The sequence below is a fragment of the Francisella sp. SYW-2 genome, assembly GCF_008711475.1.
In the GTDB taxonomy this organism is placed as follows: Bacteria; Pseudomonadota; Gammaproteobacteria; order Francisellales; family Francisellaceae; genus Francisella; species Francisella salimarina.
Map to the genome: position 1 here is coordinate 37,523 of NZ_VXKO01000009.1, position 18,322 is coordinate 55,844.

An 18,322-nucleotide genomic window follows, 5' to 3' on the forward strand; every position below is an offset into this window, starting at 1 on the left:
CCACAAATGCCTCACGATACAAAGCGCTTTCTTACAAACTCTAAAAGTTCTAAGATACTTACTGAAATTATTAATCAACTTGAAGATTGTGAAGAGTTTGTTATAAGTGTTGCTTTTGTGACTTTAGGTGGAGTTATTTGTATTTTAGAGACTTTGCGTCAATTAAACACTCAAGGCGTAAAGGGAAAAATCTTAACAGGATGTTATCTGAATTTTACAGAACCTAAAGCCCTTGAGAAGCTTATGGAATTTGATAACATCGAGCTAAAAGTTCTTAGCGATGATAATTTTCATGCCAAAGGTTTCTTTTTTCGTAATAAGGAGAATTGGCGAATAATTCTTGGTAGCTCAAACCTTACTCAGTCAGCACTTACAGTGAATAATGAATGGAATCTGCTTTTTGAAACTTCTAATAATGACTCAACAACGGAGCAAATTTTAGCAGAATTTGATTATCTTTTTGCTAAAGCAGAATATGCTAGAGATATCATTCAGGAATACAGTCAAATATATCAACAAATAAGTAGTGATATTGCTAGCTATAGATCTATCGACACTAAAATATCTCCCAATAAGGTTCAACAAGATGCACTTGAGAATCTGGATCAATTAAGACAGAAAGGCAAAAATAAAGCATTAATAATTAGTGCCACTGGGACTGGAAAAACTTTTTTGAGTGCTTTTGATGTAGCAAAAGTAAAGCCGAAAAGGTGTTTGTTTATAGTGCATCGTACTAATATTGCAATAAAGGCAAAAGAGACTTTTGAAAAAGTAATAAAAGATAAAACACTTGGTCTTTATACAGGAGAAGTTAAAGGTCCTGCAGATTATCTATTTGCTACGGTACAAACGCTAAAAAACCTTAAAACATTAGCAAGCTTTGAGACAAATGAGTTTGACTATATTATAGTTGATGAAGTTCATCATGCAGAAGCACAAAGTTATAAAAAAGTTTTATCACACTTTAAGCCAAAGTTTTTACTTGGGATGACTGCTACTCCAGAGCGGAGTGATAATGCTGATATCTTTAAGCTTTTTGATTATAACATTGCTTATGAAATTAGGCTTCATCAGGCATTAGAATATAATTTTCTTTGTCCATTTCACTATTTTGCTATAGAGGATTTTTATTTAGAATCAGAGCAGGTTTTTGCGAAGGATTTTTCTAAATTAATTAGTGACCAACGAGTTGAGCATATTATTGATAAGGCTAATTTTTATGGTTATAGTGGCAAATCGCGATCAGCTTTAATGTTTGTTAGTAATGTTGATGAGGCAGTACAGCTTGCGACTAAGCTCAGTCAAAGAGGTATCAAAGCTAAAGCTTTATCAAGTCAAGACTCAGAGCGTGTAAGACAAGAAACTATTGGTGAACTTGAGAGTGGGTTACTTGAGATTATTGTTACAGTAGATATTTTTAATGAGGGTATTGATATTCCATGTGTTAATCAGGTTATCCTTCTAAGGCCTACTCAAAGCGCTATAGTTTATATACAGCAATTAGGGCGTGGACTGCGTAAGTATAAGTCTAAAGACTTTGTTGTGATTTTGGACTTTATCGCAAATTATAACAACAATTTTCTCATTCCTGTGGCATTAAGTGGAGATAATAGTTATGACAAGGACGAGCTTAAAAAGTTTGTAGTCTCACCATATAATTATTTAGCTGGTGAAAGCACAATTACCTTTAGTAATATTGCTAAGGAAATAATCTATAAAAATATTCAAAGGACAAACTTCTCGCAACTAAAAAATATAAAAAAAGATTATGTTCAGTTAAAGAAAGAACTAGGTAGAATTCCTAGATTAGTAGACTTTCAGGAATATAACTTTATCTCACCAGAGGTTATTCTATCGACTAAAGATACTTATTATGATATTTTGTTGGCTTTTAAAGAAAGTGTAGTGAGTTTAAATCAACGACACTACAATATTATAAAGTTTATTTCTAGAGAGTTTACCCCAGCAAAAAGGCTTTATGAAATTTTAATTTTAGAGGAGCTTTTGAAATCGAAAACTATGAGTAAGGCTTATTTAGAGAAAGTGTTACGTAATAGTTTAGGTGATTTTGATATTATAAGTTTTGCAAATGCACTAGAGCATTTGTCTCTAAAAATATTTACAGTAAATGCCGGTAGAGCAGATTATGAGCCTCTAATATCTGTGGATGAACAAGAGATTAGGCTACTGATATCAGATGCTATCGATGAAAGCAGATTCTTGTATGAGCAAATTAAGGATCTAATAGAGTATAACAAGTTAGTTTATTTTCAGAAATATAATCTAAATAAGTCTCATGGATTATCGTTATATGCAAAATACTCTAAAAAAGAAATTGCCTATCTATTTAATCAAGATTATGCCAATGGAGGAGTTAATCTTGCTGGATATAGATCTTTTGAAGATAAAGTACTACTGTTTATGACATTTGATGAGAATAAAAAATTTGATATATATGATAATAAGTTTCTCTCAAAACAGGCCTTTTCATATTACTCAAAAAAAAGTAAGACTCTTGGTGATCGTTTAGAAAATGCTCTTAGCCAAAATCGATATAAAAGCTATGTTTTTGCACGAGTAAATAAAGATAATAGTTATATTTATCTTGGTATAGTTGCTAAGTGTCTAGTTGCTAAAGAAATAATTGCTGAAAAAAAGTTTGTTGAGTATATCTTTGAGTTAGAGAAGCCTCTAACAAATGAGATTTGGCATTATTTTAAAGCTGTTTATAAAACCAAGATTTGATGCGTAATTAAATGATTTTTTATTTTTGTTTGTTATAATGGAAATTGAAGGAAGAACAAATTTGGAGAATCCTAATGGCATACAAAAAAGTTTTATTAGCTGTGAATGTTTATGAAAATGCAGACATCGTTATTAACTCTGCAGTAGACTTCGCTAAAAAGAATAATACAGAAGTTTTAAAGGTTGTTACAGTTATTGATTGTGTAGCTCCATTTGCACCATCTATAGTTGATTTTCAACACTCTATAGAGCAAGAAGCAAAAGAAGCTTTAGATAAGCTTGTAGCTAAGATTTCAGGTATCAAGGTTGAGCATGAAGTACTTGTTGGTAACCCTGCAGTTGAAATCGTTGATTATGCTGAAGAGAGCAGTTGCGATGTGATAGTTTTAGGTTCTCATGCAACTCATGGTATAAATTTACTTCTAGGTTCAGTAGCGAATGCTGTTCTACATAAAGCAAAATGTGATGTGTTAACGGTGAGAGTTAGTGAGAATGAAAAAAAAGCAAGTAAAGCGCATAACTATCAAAGGCTTCTTGTACCTACTGATCTTGAAAATGACTCATGTTCCGTTGTTGAAAAGGCAAAAGATGTTGCAAAGCTGTATGGTTCAAAAATTGATACTGCGTTTGTTATACCAAATGATAGTATTTCTTTAATGACATATGAAACAGAGAAGGTTGAGCATGCAATAGAGAAGTTTGCAGATAAAAATGGTATCACTGGAGAGAAGTCTGTGATGATTGGTGGTATCGCTAACAGTTTATTAGAAAAAGCAGCTGAAAATAAAAATGATTTGATAGTTGTGGGAAGTCACAGAAGAAGTGCTATTGGTAGATTTTTCTTAGGCTCTACAGCAAATAGTATCTTACATGAAGCTAATGTTGATGTCTTGGTTGTAAGACTTAAGTAATTACCGTTTTTCTCTTTTTTCATAATAATTAAATTCTAAAAAAACTCATAAAAAGACTCAAAAAAGTGTATTTCTTTTGAAAAATATATTTAAATAAAAGAATCGGACAAAAAAATAAATACTTTTTATGAAAAAATTATTAGTACTTTTAGCAAGCTCAGCAGAGTGGTATGAGTTTACTGTATATTCATTCTGTGCAGGATATATTGGTGCAGCATTTTTCCCAGGTGATCATTTTATAAAATTTTTAGCTGCCTTTGGGGCATTTGCTGCAGGATTTTTAGCGAGACCTCTTGGTGGAATAATATTTGGCTATATTGGGGACAAAAAAAGTCGCTCTACAGCTTTAGCACTAGCAGCATTTTTTATGGGGGTGCCTACTGTTGGGATGGCATTATTACCGTCGTATGCAACTATAGGTGTTTTTGCTCCCTTACTTTTAGTTGCATTTAGAATTTTACAAGGTATAGCTATAGGTGGTCAATATAGCGGTTCAGTTGTTATTCTTGTCGAAGCTGAATCAACTCTATTTGGTAAAGCTAAAGCTGGTGTAAATGTTATTACTAGTGCCTTTGGTGGGATATTGTTAGCTATTGTAACTTTCCAAGTTATTAGGTACTTAATTCCAGATGAGACTATGGCAAATGGTGGCTGGAGAATACTTTTTGGTATAGCAATTATACTGGTTGTACTGTCATTCTTTATCAAGCATAGTGGTGATGAAAAAGAACCTGAAAAATCAAATGTGAGCTTAACAAAAGTAATACTCAAAAATTATAAAAGCTTAATATATATGATTTTATTATGCTTTCCTGGTGCAGTTGTTGCTTATTTCCAGATTACAATTTTACCTAATATAATTAAGAAGATTTTGGGTCAAGCAGACGTTAATGTCGCTGTATTGACAACTATTAGTATTATTATGTTTATTATTACATGTAATATTGCTGCAAGACTTACTAAGTACTTTAAAATAAAAACGATTACTGCATTTGGTCTTGTTTTGATGCTTATATTGTCATTACCAATGTATGCGCTATATAAGGCTAATAGTGACTTATTGATAGTCTTCTTTGTGACTATGGGAGCAATATTTGGAATATTCTATGGCAATATTATGGTGTTGTTTACAGAATGTTTGCCTAGAGAGATTCGTTATACTGGATTTGCTTTAGCTTATAATATTGGTTTTGGTGTGTTTGGTGGTTTATTGCCATTCTTATGTTTCTTCTTAGCTTACTCTATATCTGATTATATGGCTGTGGGCATGATTTGTATAAGTGCGCTTGTTGGTTTGATAACGCTATATAAATTCGAGCCAGAAAACCTTAAAAAGTCTATAATAAACGATAACTAGTACTCAAAGAGTTTTTTTAAGGTAGTTGCTAATGAGTTATTATTTTTTGAGTGAAAACTGCTTTATTTACAAAATCAGTAATAAATTATCTTTAGATGATAATCTCAAAATTTTAAATATCTATAAGTCTTTTGTTAGAAATAGAGCATTTTGTCAAAAGTTTGGTATCTATGATATTGTTCCATCTTATAATTCAATAGCGTTTCATTTTGATTATAAAGATCTTGATTGTTTGCAGGAAGCTATTCTAGCCAAAACTGAATCTATAGATTTTAGTGCCATTATTGATTCAAAAACACATTATATAGAGGTTGACTATAGTGGTGAGGATTTACCCAAAATATCTGAGATTTTAGGAATAGAAATATCTGAGATTATAAAAAGACATACTCAAGTTGAATACCATATTGCGATGTTAGGTTTTAAGCCATATTTCCCATACCTACTTGGTTTAGACAAAAGTTTAAGTGCACCTCGCTTAGCAACACCACGAAATAGAATACCTGCTGGATCTGTTGCAATTGGAGGTTCTCAAACAACTATTTTTCCTGAGCAATCGCCGAGTGGTTGGAATATTATAGGAGTATCTAATTTTAGAGATTTCTCTAACTTTAGTGCTGGTGATAAGATAATTTTTAGGGAGAAGTGATGCTTTTGATAAACTGTGATTTAGGAGAGAGGGGTGTTGCTCATCCTATTGATGATAAGTTAGTTGAATATATAGATATTGCTAATATTGCTTGTGGTGGTCATGCAGGTAATAAAGAAAGTGTTGATTACTATGTGAGTCTATGTCGAGATCACAATGTCAAAATTACAGCACATATTTCCTACCCAGATAAAGAAAACTTTGGTAGAAAAGTTATAGACATTGATTATGATACTTTATGTTCATCTTTTGATGAGCAGTTTGTACTTTTTGATAAAGATATCAAGGCTGTTAAACCTCATGGAGCCTTATATAATGAGCTAAATGTTAATCAAGAGCTAGCAAAGGTTTTTATAGACTGGTGTATTGAAAACGATATTCAAGAGTTGGTTGTTAGCCCTTTTGGTATAGTTGCTGAGTATGCCAAAGAAAATGGTATAAAAATAGTTAAAGAGAGTTTTGCAGAGAGAGGCTACATGCTTGATAGTGTTAATAACCCTATGCTAATACCACGAGGCCAACCAAATGCTGAAATACATAATGTAATGGAGGCAGTTGAGCAATATAATCAGCTTAAACAAGGATTTATTAAGATAGATGATCAAGATATCTTATTTGAGTCACAAACTGTATGTATACATTCAGATAGTGAGATAGCTTTAGAGTTAGCGCAGCAGATGTACGATATTAGAGGCTAAAATTATGGAGAATATCTTTTCGACTAAAGGAGGGTTACTTTTTCCAATTTCATTGCGGGAATATGGTAAGCAAGATAAAGGAGTATCTCCTAAAGGGGCTCAAGATCAATTAAGCTTTATGACAGCTTATAATATTTTTAATCAGCCTGTAGATTTTCAAGCTATTGAAATGATTTATCCCAGCGAGATTGTAGCTACTGATGATATATTGGTTTATTTATGTGGGGCTAGCTATCCAAATACTTTTATTGATGAAAGTATCTGTGCAAACTATAATCAAGTTTTTGAGCTTAATAGAGGTCAAAAATTAGAGTTTAAAGGTTCAAAAAAAGGCTTTCGCACAATAGTTTTTGCTATAAAAAAACAATCACAAACTATCGGATTGGTTGGCAAACAGAGATCGTTAGAATTAGAAGACTATATAAGTCAAAACTATCGTCATAGCTTCATAAGAGTAATCAAGGGACCTGAGTATGATATTTTAAAAGATTGTGCTTTTTTTGAGAGTAGTTGGACTATTTCAACAAACTCAAGTCAGATGGGGTTACCTTTAGATGGAGTTTCTCTTGATACACAAAAAATTGAAATGATATCCCAGCCTGTAACAGATGGTACAATACAGCTAGCCCCAAGTGGTCCGATAGTATTGTTACGACATCGACAAACGGTAGGAGGATATCCTCGGATTGCAAATGTTATAGAAGCAGATATTAATAAATTATCACAGTATGCTCCTGGATCTAAGGTAAGGTTTAAGTTGGTTAGTTTAGAAGAGGCTTGTGAAGTAAATAATATTCTCAAAGGCCTTATTAGTAGGGTATAAACTGATATAGTAACCTTTAAAGATTCCATATTCAAGTATATTATTCTTAGAGAAGTCAAAATATATAAGGTATTGTGCTCGTGATAAAAAAAATATTCCCGAAGCAAATAGGTGTTTATAAAGCGACAGTTATATTAAGTCTTCTGTTTGGCTATGTATATAATATCCCACTTATTATAAAATTTTTCCAAGATGTTGCTCAAGATAGTACATTTAGTTTATGGTTTGTGATTAGCTGTTTTGCAGTTTGTTTCTTAGCTTTTTTTCTGATTTTTAATCTGATTAATTTTCGTTATATATTTAAGCCATTAATGATTGTTTTGATTGCAATTGGAGCAATTGTTTTTTACTCGGAGATGTTTTTAGGAATTACTTTTACCTATGGTGTGGTAGAGAGTATTTTTGATACAAATACACATGAGGCACTATCCTATTTATCTATTGGGAGTGTCGCTAGTTTTATATTTTTTGGTGTTTTACCAATTGTTATACTTCTCAGAGTTAAAATAGTATACCCAAAATTTAGTAAAAGCGCTTTGATTAGAATCGCTAATATCATAGGGACCCTAATATTAGTTATAATGATTTTAATTACAAATGTAAAAACTATTTTCCCATTCTTTAGAAATCATAATGAATTAGGAGATTATCCTAATCCAATAATTTACGTAGGTATCACTTCAGCAATTATTGCAGAGAAGTTTATTCCACCTTTACCGTACCAGCCAATTGGTGATGGTGCAAAAGAAGTTAGAAATACTGATAAGCCGAATCTAATGGTTTTTGTCTTAGGCGAGACAGCGAGAATGCAGAATTATCAGTATAATGGATATAATAGAGACACAAATCCTTATACTAAAAATCTTGGAGTTATTGCGTTACAAGATGTAGCATCATGTGGTACTTATACAGCATTGTCAGTACCTTGTATGCTATCTAATATGCCAAGAGTTGACTACAATGCAAGGCAAGCTGCTGCTAGAGATAATGTCTTAGATATTATGAAAAAAGCAGGTTTAGATGTCACTTGGTATAATAATAATGGTTATGATTGTAGATATACTGGGGTATGTAAGCGAATAGAAAATATCTATATCAATACTAGTGATTGTAAGGGTAATAGTGCAGGTGGATTCTGTCATGACTCAGTGTTACTAAAAGAGCTAAAAGAGAATCTTGCAAAAAATGATGATGGTAAAAGTAAGGTAATTGTTTTACATCTAGTTGGAAGTCATGGACCAACTTATTATCAGCGTTATCCTGCAGAGTTCAAGAAGTTTACTCCGACATGTGACCAGGGTGATATAAATGCCTGTAGCAGAGAAAAACTAGTAAATACTTATGACAATACTATACGTTATACTGACTATATATTATCAAAAGTTATTGATACTTTAGATAGCAAAGAAGTAACTACTAAATATGATAGTGCAATGGTCTACATATCTGATCATGGAGAGTCTTTAGGAGAGGACGGCTTATATCTTCATGCTGCACCTTATGGTATAGCTCCATTATATCAAAAAAGAGTGCCGTGGATTATGTGGTTCTCTAAAGATTTTTTAAAAGATAATAAGCTTAATAAAGCTTGTTTAGTTAAAGAAGCTAAGAGGGAAGACACTTTCTCTCAAGACAATGTTTTTGACTCATTCTTAGGACTTATGAATATCAAGACAGCTGCATATAGTCCAAAACTAGATATTTTTGCAAATTGTCGAAACGCGGGTAGATTAGATGTTAAATAAGCCTAAATATACGCTTTTTAAAAATACTTCATATGCACTAAATGGCTTAGTAGATATTTTTAAAAATGAAAAATCTTTTCGTCTGCAGTTACTTCTTTTTGTGATTTTGACAATAGCTATTTGGGTACTACCTTTTAGTATAGTCTCAAAGTTTGTTTTACAGATTGTATCAATGTTGCCAATTTATGCAGAGATTATAAATAGTGCTATTGAAAGGGTAGTTGATTTAGTGACAACTGACTATCATATATTAGCAAAGCAGGCTAAAGATGCAGGTTCAGCTTTGGTTTTTGTATCTTTTGTAATAGAGCTAATTGTTTGGATTATGGTTATTTATCTGAATCTATGTTATTGAAGTTGTATAAATGCTCAGAAGTGAAGTGTTTATATTTTTGAATTTTTATTATATAATATTAGCCTTTTTATAAAAAAGCTTGGTTTTTAGAATCAAGGGATCAATATTTTATTTTAGAGTTGTTGCAAAAGCAATGCTTATTTAGATATATTTTTTAAAGTGATTTCTTATTGCTATTCTTTGTTTTTTTATTGTAGACTTTGTGATGTTAAAATAGATGTTGAAACATTGTAGTTAGGGAGATCACATAAATGCTACGTAAACTGGTTAAAACTTTAATACCAAGTCAGGATAAAATTTTTTTTGATTTAATGATAGAAGCAACTGAGTCGGTAGAAGATTCGGCTAGAATTCTTGACAAACTTGTTAAAGAGGAAGATAACCTAACGATATCTGAGCTATCAGAAGAGCTGAGATTAACAAGAACTGTAACAGTTGAAGTAGCTAATAAAATGGATCATGAGTTAGCTCGCTATTTTGTAACCCCTGTTGATAGAGTAGAGTTACATAACATTACTACTTTACTTCTAAAGTTAAATAGAAGAATTGTTAAAATCCACAGATATATGCAGATACTGATGGAAGAAGAGCGTGGTAATGTAAATATATATCTAGCAACTAGTGTCGAGACTTTACGTAAAATGACAAAAGTACTTGATGATATGATGAAAGCTTTTGTCAAAGGAGATAATAAAGAACTTAAAAACTTCTATATTAGAATTACAGCGTTAGATGAGAATGTACTTGAAGAACTAGGTCATGCGCTTAAGAAATTCTCTCACTATGATGAGGGGGATGTAATATTTATCATGAAAGTTAAAGATATTTATAAGGCTATAGAGAGTGCTATCTCTACGTGTACATCCGTAGCAGAATCAATTATGAGATTGTATGTAAAAGAAGTTTAACGAACAAGGTAAATAAAGATGATTACATCAGTGCTTATAGCCATCATTGTAGTAGCGTTGTTTTTTGAGTTTACAAATGGTTTCCACGATGCTGCAAATGTAGTTGCAACACCTATCGCAACCAGATCTCTAACACCATATCAAGCTATTGGTCTGGCAGCATTTTTTAACTTTTTGGGTGCTTTCTTTGGAACAGCTGTTGCTGCAACAATATCAAAAGGCTTAGTAGATACAAGTGTTGTTACCGATATTGTTCTAATATCTGCTTTATTAGGAGCTATTAGCTGGAACTTTTTTACTTGGAGTTTTGGTATACCGTCGAGCTCATCACATGCTCTGATCGGATCATTAGTTGGTGCTGTGATTATTAGTTCTAGTTACCAAGATGTTAACTATGTGACAGTAATTCATAAGGTCATTATACCAATGATAAGCTCACCTATTATGGCATTCTTCTTAGCACTTATAATATGTATTATTCTGCTTAATATTTTTATGAGGTTCTTTATGGTTAGAACTACAAATAAATACATAAGAGAAATGCAGGTGTTATCTACCAGCTTATTGTCTTTTTCTCACGGCTCTAATGATGCTCAAAAAACAATGTCAATAATAACACTTGCGCTACTAAGTGCAGGAGTTGTGCAAACTACTCAGGTTCCTAATTGGGTTATCGTTTTATGTGGTGTTGCAATGGGGCTAGGGACATTATCAGGAGGTAAAAAGATAATTAAAACTTTAAGTGCAAAGCTATCAAAACTAGAGCCGGTAAATGCTGTTTCTGCAGAATTAAGTTCAGGTATATTGGTTTTAGGAGCTTCACACATAGGTTTGCCAGTTAGTACTACTCAAGTCGCATCGGGTTCTATTATGGGGGCAGGTTATGCCGATTCTGGTGTAAACTGGAAAGTTGTTAAGAAAATGGTAACAGCATGGGTTTTGACAATTCCAGCGTGTATCATTGTTACTAGTGTTATATATACTATTCTTTTTAAAATTTTTGGTACTTTCTAAAAGTTAATTACTATAAATCTCTTTTTTTAATAAATAAAAAGCCTATAATTCAAAGCAATTAAATTTACTACCTAATACTTAAATGCAAACAAAGATCAATAAGTTTATGGTTTATCTTCATTGGGCCACGGTTATCTTGATATTTCTAGCTTTTATATCAATAGAGTTTAGAAGTATATTTGGTAAATATTCTCTATTTCATGATGTAATGAAAACATCTCATTTATATATTGGTTTTTTGATTCTGTTTATTACTATTCTAAGGTTGGCTATAAGAAAGTTTGTAAGTTTTCCATTTATGGGACGACGTCTTGAATATAATAGATTTAGAACTATAGTAGCTAATTTGGTACATATATTTTTATATTTTTGGTTAATTACTATGCCAATATTAGGTTGGTGCTTGATAAGTGCAAAAGGAACCTATGTTATTCCTTTTGGTTTGCCAGCTATTACAGATGTGCTCTCAAGAGCTAGTGTCGTCAGACTTAAAGAAATCCATGAAGTTTTTGCATATGTTGGGCTAGCTGTAATATTTATACATGCAATAGTAGCAATTACTGAGTATTATATCATTCGTAGTAGAAGAGCTTAAAAGCTACTGATATTGGACTTGTATTTTTTTGATACCTTCTCTAACAATTTTTAGAAGCTCGTCTTTATATTTAGAGTGCTTGTATATAAGTATTAAGTGAGACTCTAATGGAAAATCTATTTCAAAGCCTTCTATTTTGACAACATCCTCACACTCCTTGAGGACAGCATCATAATAAAATTTTGGCATAAATCCTATAGTATTTTCACTCATCAATAAGTTAGCTTTTTGAATCTCGTTATCAACCGTAAATTTAATTTTATCAAGATTAAATTTGTAGCTTTTATTATCGTGTTTAAACTCATTTGTGCCTTGAGAAAAGTCATATCTATTAAATACTAGAGGAGCTTCAAGAACTTTTTCAGGTTTGTTATGTAGATCTTTTACAAACTCTTTGTTTCCGTATAAGTGTGCAGGAAGCTTAACGGCATCTACAGATGTACAAACTATCCAATCATCTAAATCAAGAAACTCAAGATGCTTGTTAAATATTTGTATGACATTGTATGAATCAAACTGGAACTGGCTGCCATTAATATTATCTACTTGGTAACTATCTAGTGCAAAATTAAATGCTTCGTTATTAATCTGTTGTATCTGTGGTAATGCTAAATCAATAATGATTTTGATAAATAGGGGAGTACCAAGTACTTTTATAGATTGACGCTGTCTAAAGCCACTTTGTTTTACATTTTGGATAGTATTTTCCAGATCTGTCACAATTTTATTGCAAGAGTGAAAATATTTCATGCCATCACTAGTTGGAGATATACGATTTTGTACATTTCTAATAAGTTTTAGATCTAGGTATTTTTCTAGTACATCTATCTTATTTTTTATAGTATTCAGTTCTACAGAGTAGCACTTTTTAACTGAGCTATAAGACCCTAACTCCACTAACTTTAGAAAGTAGCGTGTAGCTTCAATAATATCTTTGTTAATACCACTCATCTTATTAGAAAAACTTGTCAATCCTACTATTTATAATATCATTATGAGAAGTATTACAAAAGCACTAAAAGAATGTAACAAAACTATCTATAGACTCTCTTTCGGTACGATAGTTATTTACAGCAGCGTTAGTATCTTCATAACCAATTGCTATACCACATAGCAAAGTATAGTCGTCAAATCCTTGTAGCTCTTTTTTGACTATATCTGGATAATGTCCTAGAGAGGCTTGAGGACATGTTGCAAGTCCTAAGTCTAGAGCAGCTAGCATTATTGATTGGATAAGCATACCACAGTCCATATAGCCACTAATTCCTGTATTGGGGTGCTTAAATATGAATATGGCTGAAGGTGAATTAAACGATAAATAGTTTTTTTTCCATTGCTCAATACGTCTTTCTTTATCTTCTCTCGCTATATTTAACGCATTATATAAGTCATGACCACACTTAACAGCACGTTCTTTAAGTTCTCCATCTAATGGAATATCGCTATCATAATCATACTCCATTCTTGGAAGTTCGCGGTTATCACATGCAGATAGTATCTTACTCATCAAGGCCATCTTCTTTTCACCGCTTACTATAGCAATTTTCCATGGTTGAGTGTTTTTGCTAGAAGGTGTCCACCTTGTGGTATCAAAAAGATTTTCTAGTATTTTCTTGTCTATAGGCTTGTCAAGAAACTCTCTAACGCACTTACGATTTTTTATAGCTTCAGATATTTGCATAAGTTTTACCTATTAATTGTTATATCTATAATTTAGACCATAAGCTTTGATGATACTTTATTTTTTAATACCTAAAAAGTCAAATGTTGTTAGGCAGGATACTATTGTAAACACTTGACAAAAGAAATTATTATTTGATATATTCATTGGTTCCCTATTTTCAAATCTGAAAAAGGCAATGAATGTATATAAAAAGGAGGGTAAGTATGAAGTTAGCGCGAGTATTTACAAAAAAAGTTTCTCTAGCGAAAACTCTTAGCTCGAAACCACAAGGTTTTCAAGCTAGTACAAAGAATGCTGAAGAAAAGAAAATTAAAAAATGATTTTTACTATCAAAGCTATATAATAGTTTCTAAACACTAGAAAAGGAGATAAGAGAGTGTTTACTAAAAAAATGGCTTTCACTTATTTTATTACAGTTATATTGATTTTTAATTCTGGCTGGATTGATAGTATAGTCTTATATAATTCTTTTGGTGCCAGTGTGGCAGTTATGTCGGGTAACTTGAGGATTTTAGGGCATAGTATTGCTGGTGGTGACTGGGTATTTATGTATAAAGTAGCTGTGCTTGTTTTTGGCTTTGTTGTAGGTGCTGCTGTTAATGGGGTCATTATGAAAACAGATGCCTATGTTATCTCTGAAGATCATACTAAGACACTAGTCCTACAAAGTGCTGTAATGCTTACAGGTACTTTATTGATAGATATTTTTAGTAATCATCGTGTTATTGATGATTTATTTTTAGCTATGGCAATGGGTATGCAAAATAGTTTTACTACACTATTTTTTGGAGGTTTTGCCCGAACAACTCATATGACGGGTACAACTACTGATCTGGGAATAGAAATTGGTAGAGCCTTACGAGGCAAAACAGATAATTTATGGAAAATACCATTTTTTGCTGTATGTATGACAATGTTTGTCGTTGGTAATGCTGTAGGTGTGATTTGGGTTGAGATTACAGGAGATTACTTCACCCTGATGTTATTCCCATCAGTCATATTACCAATTTTTGTTGGTATCGTGATTCTACTAACCTATAATATGAAGGTTAAAAATCATAGTCTCTAGTTTAAAGTTGGTAGTAAGCCAAAAGAGTTTAGAATCTGGAGAGCAATAATAATAATTGCAATAACCACAATTAGCATAGTTATTAGAGAAGAGCTAGTTAGAGCTTTTTGTTTACGGTAGTTTATAACCCATAGCATTATAACAGGTAAAGCAACCTGAAGTATCGCTACAAAAATACTTGCATAGCCAAGAGCTGTTTTAAAGCCATCTGGGTAGGCAATCGCATAAATATAAGCCGGTAAGAATGTTATTACAAAAGCAAGCGTTTTATGTTTGTGTAAGTTCTTAGCTATTTTATAAGTATTCCTATTAAAATCAAAAAGCCCTAGTGCAACACCAAGAAAAGATGTTGCTAAGGCAAAGAAGCCAAATAGAAAAGATATTGTCGAGATATATCCAGAGCTAGTACTGAAGTGATCAATAATAACTGATGTGATTTCACCAGATTGCTTACCTAAGATACCAGTGGGCGTTGCAACTGGAAGTGAACCAAGAGTTGCAAAAATCCACAATATATAAACAATCAGCGGTATTGTGCTACCAATTACAATAGCTTGGCGTAGAGATCTTCTATTCGATCCCACATAGGTTCTTAATGTGGGGATTATATGATGAAATCCAAATGAGGTTAGAAGTATGGGAAATGCTGCCCAAATAAAATTAGGATTCTTGATTTGATAATTTAGATGATCAGTAGAAATGTGTGGAATAAGAACAACAACTAGTAGTAGAAATGCTAAAAGTTTGCCTGTAAACATAATTTTGTTAACATGATCAACTAGCCTTGTACTGATATATATAAAAACTCCTAGTATCAGTATAAAAATAATGCCTGTGAGTTTTTCTGAGATATTAAAACCAAGACTTCCTAGTGTTGTTGAAATTAAGTATCCACCACCGACAGTATATGCGGCTACTAAAGAGTAGAGTAAAAGAACATAACAAATCCAAACTATACCGACACCAACAGGACCTAAGGTCTGTTTTGTCATTTCTACAAAATTAGCGCCATCTTCCATTTTTAGGTTAACTTCTGCTAATATCAGAGCTGTAAATGTCATCAAAGCCCATATACTGATAATTAAAATAGAACCTATAAAAAAGCCACAGCTCGCTACAGTTGCAGGAATTGCTAACATCCCAGCACCAATACATGTGCCAGATATAATCATTGCTGCGCCAAATTTTCTTGATAAAAACATATTAGATTGTATAAAAAACTGGAATTTTAAATCCCAACTCTACCATTTAAAGCTTATAATATATTTATTATAGCCGATAAGATTGTTATTTCTACAAAATGGATAGTATGAAGGATAAAATTAGGCAAGCTTTGGTTGAGCTTGATATTCTAGCAACAGAAGAGCAGGTTGAACAATGGCTAGAGTATTTAAAACTTCTTGAGAAATGGAATAAAGTTTATAATATGACTGCTATTAAGAAGATTGATGATATGCTAGTCAAGCACTTATTTGATAGTCTCGCTGTAGCTAAGTATATCAAAGGTAGCTCAACTGTCGATGTTGGTACTGGGGGAGGTTTGCCAGGAGTGGTTTTGGCGATACTATATCCGCAACATCAGTTTGCTCTGGTTGATAGTGTTGGCAAAAAAATCATGTTTCTCAAAAATGTTAAAAAAAGCTTGAGCTTGGATAATATTAATCCATTAAATATACGCATTGAAAACTTAGATGGTAGCTTTGATAATATTATCTCGCGTGCATTTAGCTCAGTTGATACATTTTATGAATTATGTAAGCATTTCTTAACTAAAGATAATCAAATGCTAGCCATGAAAGGTCCAGATCTTGAGGAGCAGAACTTAGTATCTTTGCCGCTGGATATTGAAAAGCATAGCATAAAAGTTCCTTTCTTGAATGCTCAGAGAAACCTTATTGTAATGAGAAAAAAATAATGATTGATAAAGAATTTATTCAAAGCTCATATAGTAGTATCATCAAAAATATAGACTCAAAGGCTAGGCTATTAGCTGTCAGTAAGTATCAGTCTATCGACAAAATAGAATATTTAGCAAGTCTTGGGCAATTAGATTTTGGTGAGAATTATTTTCAAGAATTAGAGCAGAAAGCTCAGCAATTACCAAATCTAAAATGGCACTTTATTGGTTCACTGCAATCACGTAAGATAAAGCATATTGTTAAGTATGCTGATTCAATTCAAAGTGTAGAGAAAATAGAGCATCTTGAGAAAATAAGTAAAGCTGCTATTAATGAAAATAAGCATATAGATGTTTTCTTACAAATAAATATAGATGATGATGTCAGTAAATCTGGTTTTAAATCAATTCAGTTAGATGATGTTATTGAAGCTATAGTTAAAGCGAAAAAATTCAGTAATCTAAAGGTGGTTGGACTAATGTGTATACCTGCAAAATCAGACTCTCCAGAAAAGAGCTTTGCAAAAATGAAGGTATTTTTTGACACTATTAATGCTAGTTTGGCTAATGAGTTAAAATTATCGAGACTGTCAATGGGAATGAGCGCTGATTATAAATTAGCTATACAGTATGGCAGTACAGATGTTAGGATAGGAAGTAGCCTTTTTGGTATTAGAGAAGCCTAGTTTATTATTTTCTTTATATATTTAGAAAGTAGTCTTTTATATATCTCATTAATTATTAAAACTATAAATACAGCTACAAATGTTTCAAAGGCTCTGTCTAGTGCTATTGTGTATGGGGTTGCTGACGATAAGGTGATTATATCCCAACTAATAATCATGCATGAAATAAAAAGAGCCAATAGTAGATAATATGATATAGAACAGTTAACTAAGAAAAAAAGAACCAGAAGTAGAGCTATTTGTAAATAGTAATGATTTTTTAATGGAATCATTACTATCGCGATTATGAGAGGGCCTAGTATATTGGCAAAACCTCTTTTAAGTGCAGTTATCTTTACTTTTTCATAAGAGTAGCCAAGAACTAAAACTATAGTCATCATAATCCACCATGGATTAGTATTTGGTAGGTATATGGTCATAAATTTCGTTACCAAGTATCCTATAGCAAGTGACGCAAGAGCAATAATCATCACATGATGATACTTATCTTGAATCCTCTCGCGGTTAGAGTATGGCTGATCTCTATATAGCAGTATATTTATCAAAGCATAATAGAATACAAGTAATACAATTACTACTATTACACAAATTAGAGTTATACCTATACTTACATGGCTATATCCGAAAGCACTTGAAACATATCCAATAAAACAAAACTTCGTAAGTATCTCTGGCATTATTCTAAACTTTGTTGGTAGATAAAAAGTCAAGCCGCCCATTATGAGTGTACAAAAAGGTACAACTATAGGTAATTGTGATACAACAGTTCCAATAATCATAGCTGCACTTATAGATATAATAGCGATAACAATATATAGATAACTTTTTCTATATACTCCATGGATTGAAGCTGCACATAAGGCTGTAATACCTACTAGACTATTAACAAAAACTTTAGGTAGAAGAAGATAGCTTATGAGATCGACTAGTCCTAATAATATAGTTAATAAAAAAGACTCTATAATTATTTTTTCACGCACTATTAGCTTTAATGTTGCTTGTGATTTCATTGTTGTTATCTCATTAGAAAAGTATTATAAGGATAATTGATATAATAAAAAAGACTGTTGATTTAATCTTTCATTAAACTTATGAACTTTTGTAAAATATAGATATCGTAGATATTTATATTTTTAGTAGTTATGGATTTTTTCTTTTTAGGTTTAGAAGAATCATTAGGTAATGA

General features: G+C 32.1%; 18 protein-coding genes. 14 read left to right on the forward strand and 4 right to left on the reverse strand.

The genetic code is table 11. The features are described from left to right. The first annotated feature begins 6 nt into the window (after positions 1 to 6). The 11 genes from F3D57_RS04620 (at position 7) to F3D57_RS04670 (ending at position 11,800) form a co-directional block, all read left to right on the forward strand. A complete protein-coding gene (locus tag F3D57_RS04620) occupies positions 7 to 2,745 on the forward strand; it encodes a DUF3427 domain-containing protein (RefSeq protein ID WP_150465364.1) in 2,739 nt (912 codons plus the stop codon). A 74-nt stretch (positions 2,746 to 2,819) separates the two neighbouring features. Further along, the gene (locus tag F3D57_RS04625) at positions 2,820 to 3,656 is read left to right on the forward strand and encodes a universal stress protein (protein WP_150465365.1); all 837 of its coding nucleotides are present in this window, start codon (positions 2,820 to 2,822) and stop codon (positions 3,654 to 3,656) included. A gap of 127 nt (positions 3,657 to 3,783) precedes the next feature. Next, positions 3,784 to 5,013: an MFS transporter gene (locus F3D57_RS04630; protein ID WP_150465366.1), complete on the forward strand. Its 1,230-nt coding sequence runs from the start codon at positions 3,784 to 3,786 to the stop codon at positions 5,011 to 5,013. A 31-nt stretch (positions 5,014 to 5,044) separates the two neighbouring features. Further along, positions 5,045 to 5,662, forward strand: a complete 618-nt coding sequence (locus F3D57_RS04635) for a 5-oxoprolinase subunit B family protein (RefSeq protein WP_150465367.1) — start codon at positions 5,045 to 5,047, stop codon at positions 5,660 to 5,662. Continuing rightward, positions 5,662 to 6,360: a 5-oxoprolinase subunit PxpA gene (locus tag F3D57_RS04640; RefSeq protein WP_150465368.1), complete on the forward strand. Its 699-nt coding sequence runs from the start codon at positions 5,662 to 5,664 to the stop codon at positions 6,358 to 6,360. The genes F3D57_RS04635 and F3D57_RS04640 overlap by 1 nt, the downstream gene beginning before the upstream one ends. 4 nt (positions 6,361 to 6,364) lie before the next feature. Further along, a complete protein-coding gene (locus tag F3D57_RS04645; RefSeq protein WP_150465369.1) occupies positions 6,365 to 7,183 on the forward strand; it encodes a hydrolase in 819 nt (272 codons plus the stop codon). 80 nt (positions 7,184 to 7,263) lie between these two features. Next, entirely contained in the window at positions 7,264 to 8,928 is a 1,665-nt protein-coding gene (locus F3D57_RS04650; RefSeq protein ID WP_150465370.1) for a phosphoethanolamine transferase, read from the forward strand. Beyond that, positions 8,918 to 9,283 carry a diacylglycerol kinase gene (locus F3D57_RS04655; RefSeq protein ID WP_150465371.1) on the forward strand — a complete coding sequence of 122 codons (366 nt, stop codon included), beginning with the start codon at positions 8,918 to 8,920 and terminating at the stop codon, positions 9,281 to 9,283. Before F3D57_RS04650 ends, F3D57_RS04655 begins: the two co-directional genes overlap by 11 nt. A 251-nt stretch (positions 9,284 to 9,534) precedes the next feature. Further along, the gene (locus tag F3D57_RS04660) at positions 9,535 to 10,191 is read left to right on the forward strand and encodes a hypothetical protein (RefSeq protein WP_013921870.1); all 657 of its coding nucleotides are present in this window, start codon (positions 9,535 to 9,537) and stop codon (positions 10,189 to 10,191) included. 18 nt (positions 10,192 to 10,209) lie between these two features. Next, positions 10,210 to 11,205 carry an inorganic phosphate transporter gene (locus tag F3D57_RS04665; RefSeq protein WP_150465372.1) on the forward strand — a complete coding sequence of 332 codons (996 nt, stop codon included), beginning with the start codon at positions 10,210 to 10,212 and terminating at the stop codon, positions 11,203 to 11,205. Between the two features lie 82 nt (positions 11,206 to 11,287). Further along, positions 11,288 to 11,800: a cytochrome b gene (locus F3D57_RS04670; RefSeq protein ID WP_150465373.1), complete on the forward strand. Its 513-nt coding sequence runs from the start codon at positions 11,288 to 11,290 to the stop codon at positions 11,798 to 11,800. Between the two features lie 3 nt (positions 11,801 to 11,803). On the opposite strand, the gene F3D57_RS04675 is transcribed toward F3D57_RS04670, so the two are convergent. Both F3D57_RS04675 and F3D57_RS04680 read right to left on the reverse strand, forming a co-directional pair. Further along, positions 11,804 to 12,751, reverse strand: a complete 948-nt coding sequence (locus F3D57_RS04675) for a LysR family transcriptional regulator (RefSeq protein WP_150465374.1) — start codon at positions 12,749 to 12,751, stop codon at positions 11,804 to 11,806. Positions 12,752 to 12,815: 64 nt separating this feature from the next. Next, positions 12,816 to 13,481 (reverse strand): nitroreductase, encoded by a 666-nt coding sequence (locus F3D57_RS04680; protein WP_150465375.1) that lies wholly within the window; start codon positions 13,479 to 13,481, stop codon positions 12,816 to 12,818. A 379-nt stretch (positions 13,482 to 13,860) separates the two neighbouring features. Here F3D57_RS04680 and F3D57_RS04685 point away from each other — a divergent pair, with 379 nt between their 5' ends. Continuing rightward, the gene (locus F3D57_RS04685) at positions 13,861 to 14,553 is read left to right on the forward strand and encodes a YoaK family protein (RefSeq protein ID WP_146421616.1); all 693 of its coding nucleotides are present in this window, start codon (positions 13,861 to 13,863) and stop codon (positions 14,551 to 14,553) included. Here the strand turns inward: F3D57_RS04685 and F3D57_RS04690 are convergent. Then, entirely contained in the window at positions 14,550 to 15,755 is a 1,206-nt protein-coding gene (locus F3D57_RS04690) for an amino acid permease (RefSeq protein WP_150465376.1), read from the reverse strand. The two genes, F3D57_RS04685 and F3D57_RS04690, sit on opposite strands and share 4 nt — an antisense overlap. 98 nt (positions 15,756 to 15,853) lie before the next feature. Here F3D57_RS04690 and rsmG point away from each other — a divergent pair, with 98 nt between their 5' ends. Together rsmG and F3D57_RS04700 are read left to right on the forward strand one after the other, a co-directional pair. Further along, a complete protein-coding gene (rsmG, locus tag F3D57_RS04695) occupies positions 15,854 to 16,468 on the forward strand; it encodes a 16S rRNA (guanine(527)-N(7))-methyltransferase RsmG (protein WP_150465377.1) in 615 nt (204 codons plus the stop codon). After that, positions 16,468 to 17,136, forward strand: a complete 669-nt coding sequence (locus F3D57_RS04700; RefSeq protein WP_150465378.1) for a YggS family pyridoxal phosphate-dependent enzyme — start codon at positions 16,468 to 16,470, stop codon at positions 17,134 to 17,136. Before rsmG ends, F3D57_RS04700 begins: the two co-directional genes overlap by 1 nt. Here F3D57_RS04700 and F3D57_RS04705 read toward each other — a convergent pair. Next, positions 17,133 to 18,146 carry an FUSC family protein gene (locus F3D57_RS04705; RefSeq protein ID WP_150465379.1) on the reverse strand — a complete coding sequence of 338 codons (1,014 nt, stop codon included), beginning with the start codon at positions 18,144 to 18,146 and terminating at the stop codon, positions 17,133 to 17,135. The genes F3D57_RS04700 and F3D57_RS04705 overlap by 4 nt on opposite strands. Positions 18,147 to 18,322 lie beyond the last annotated feature (176 nt).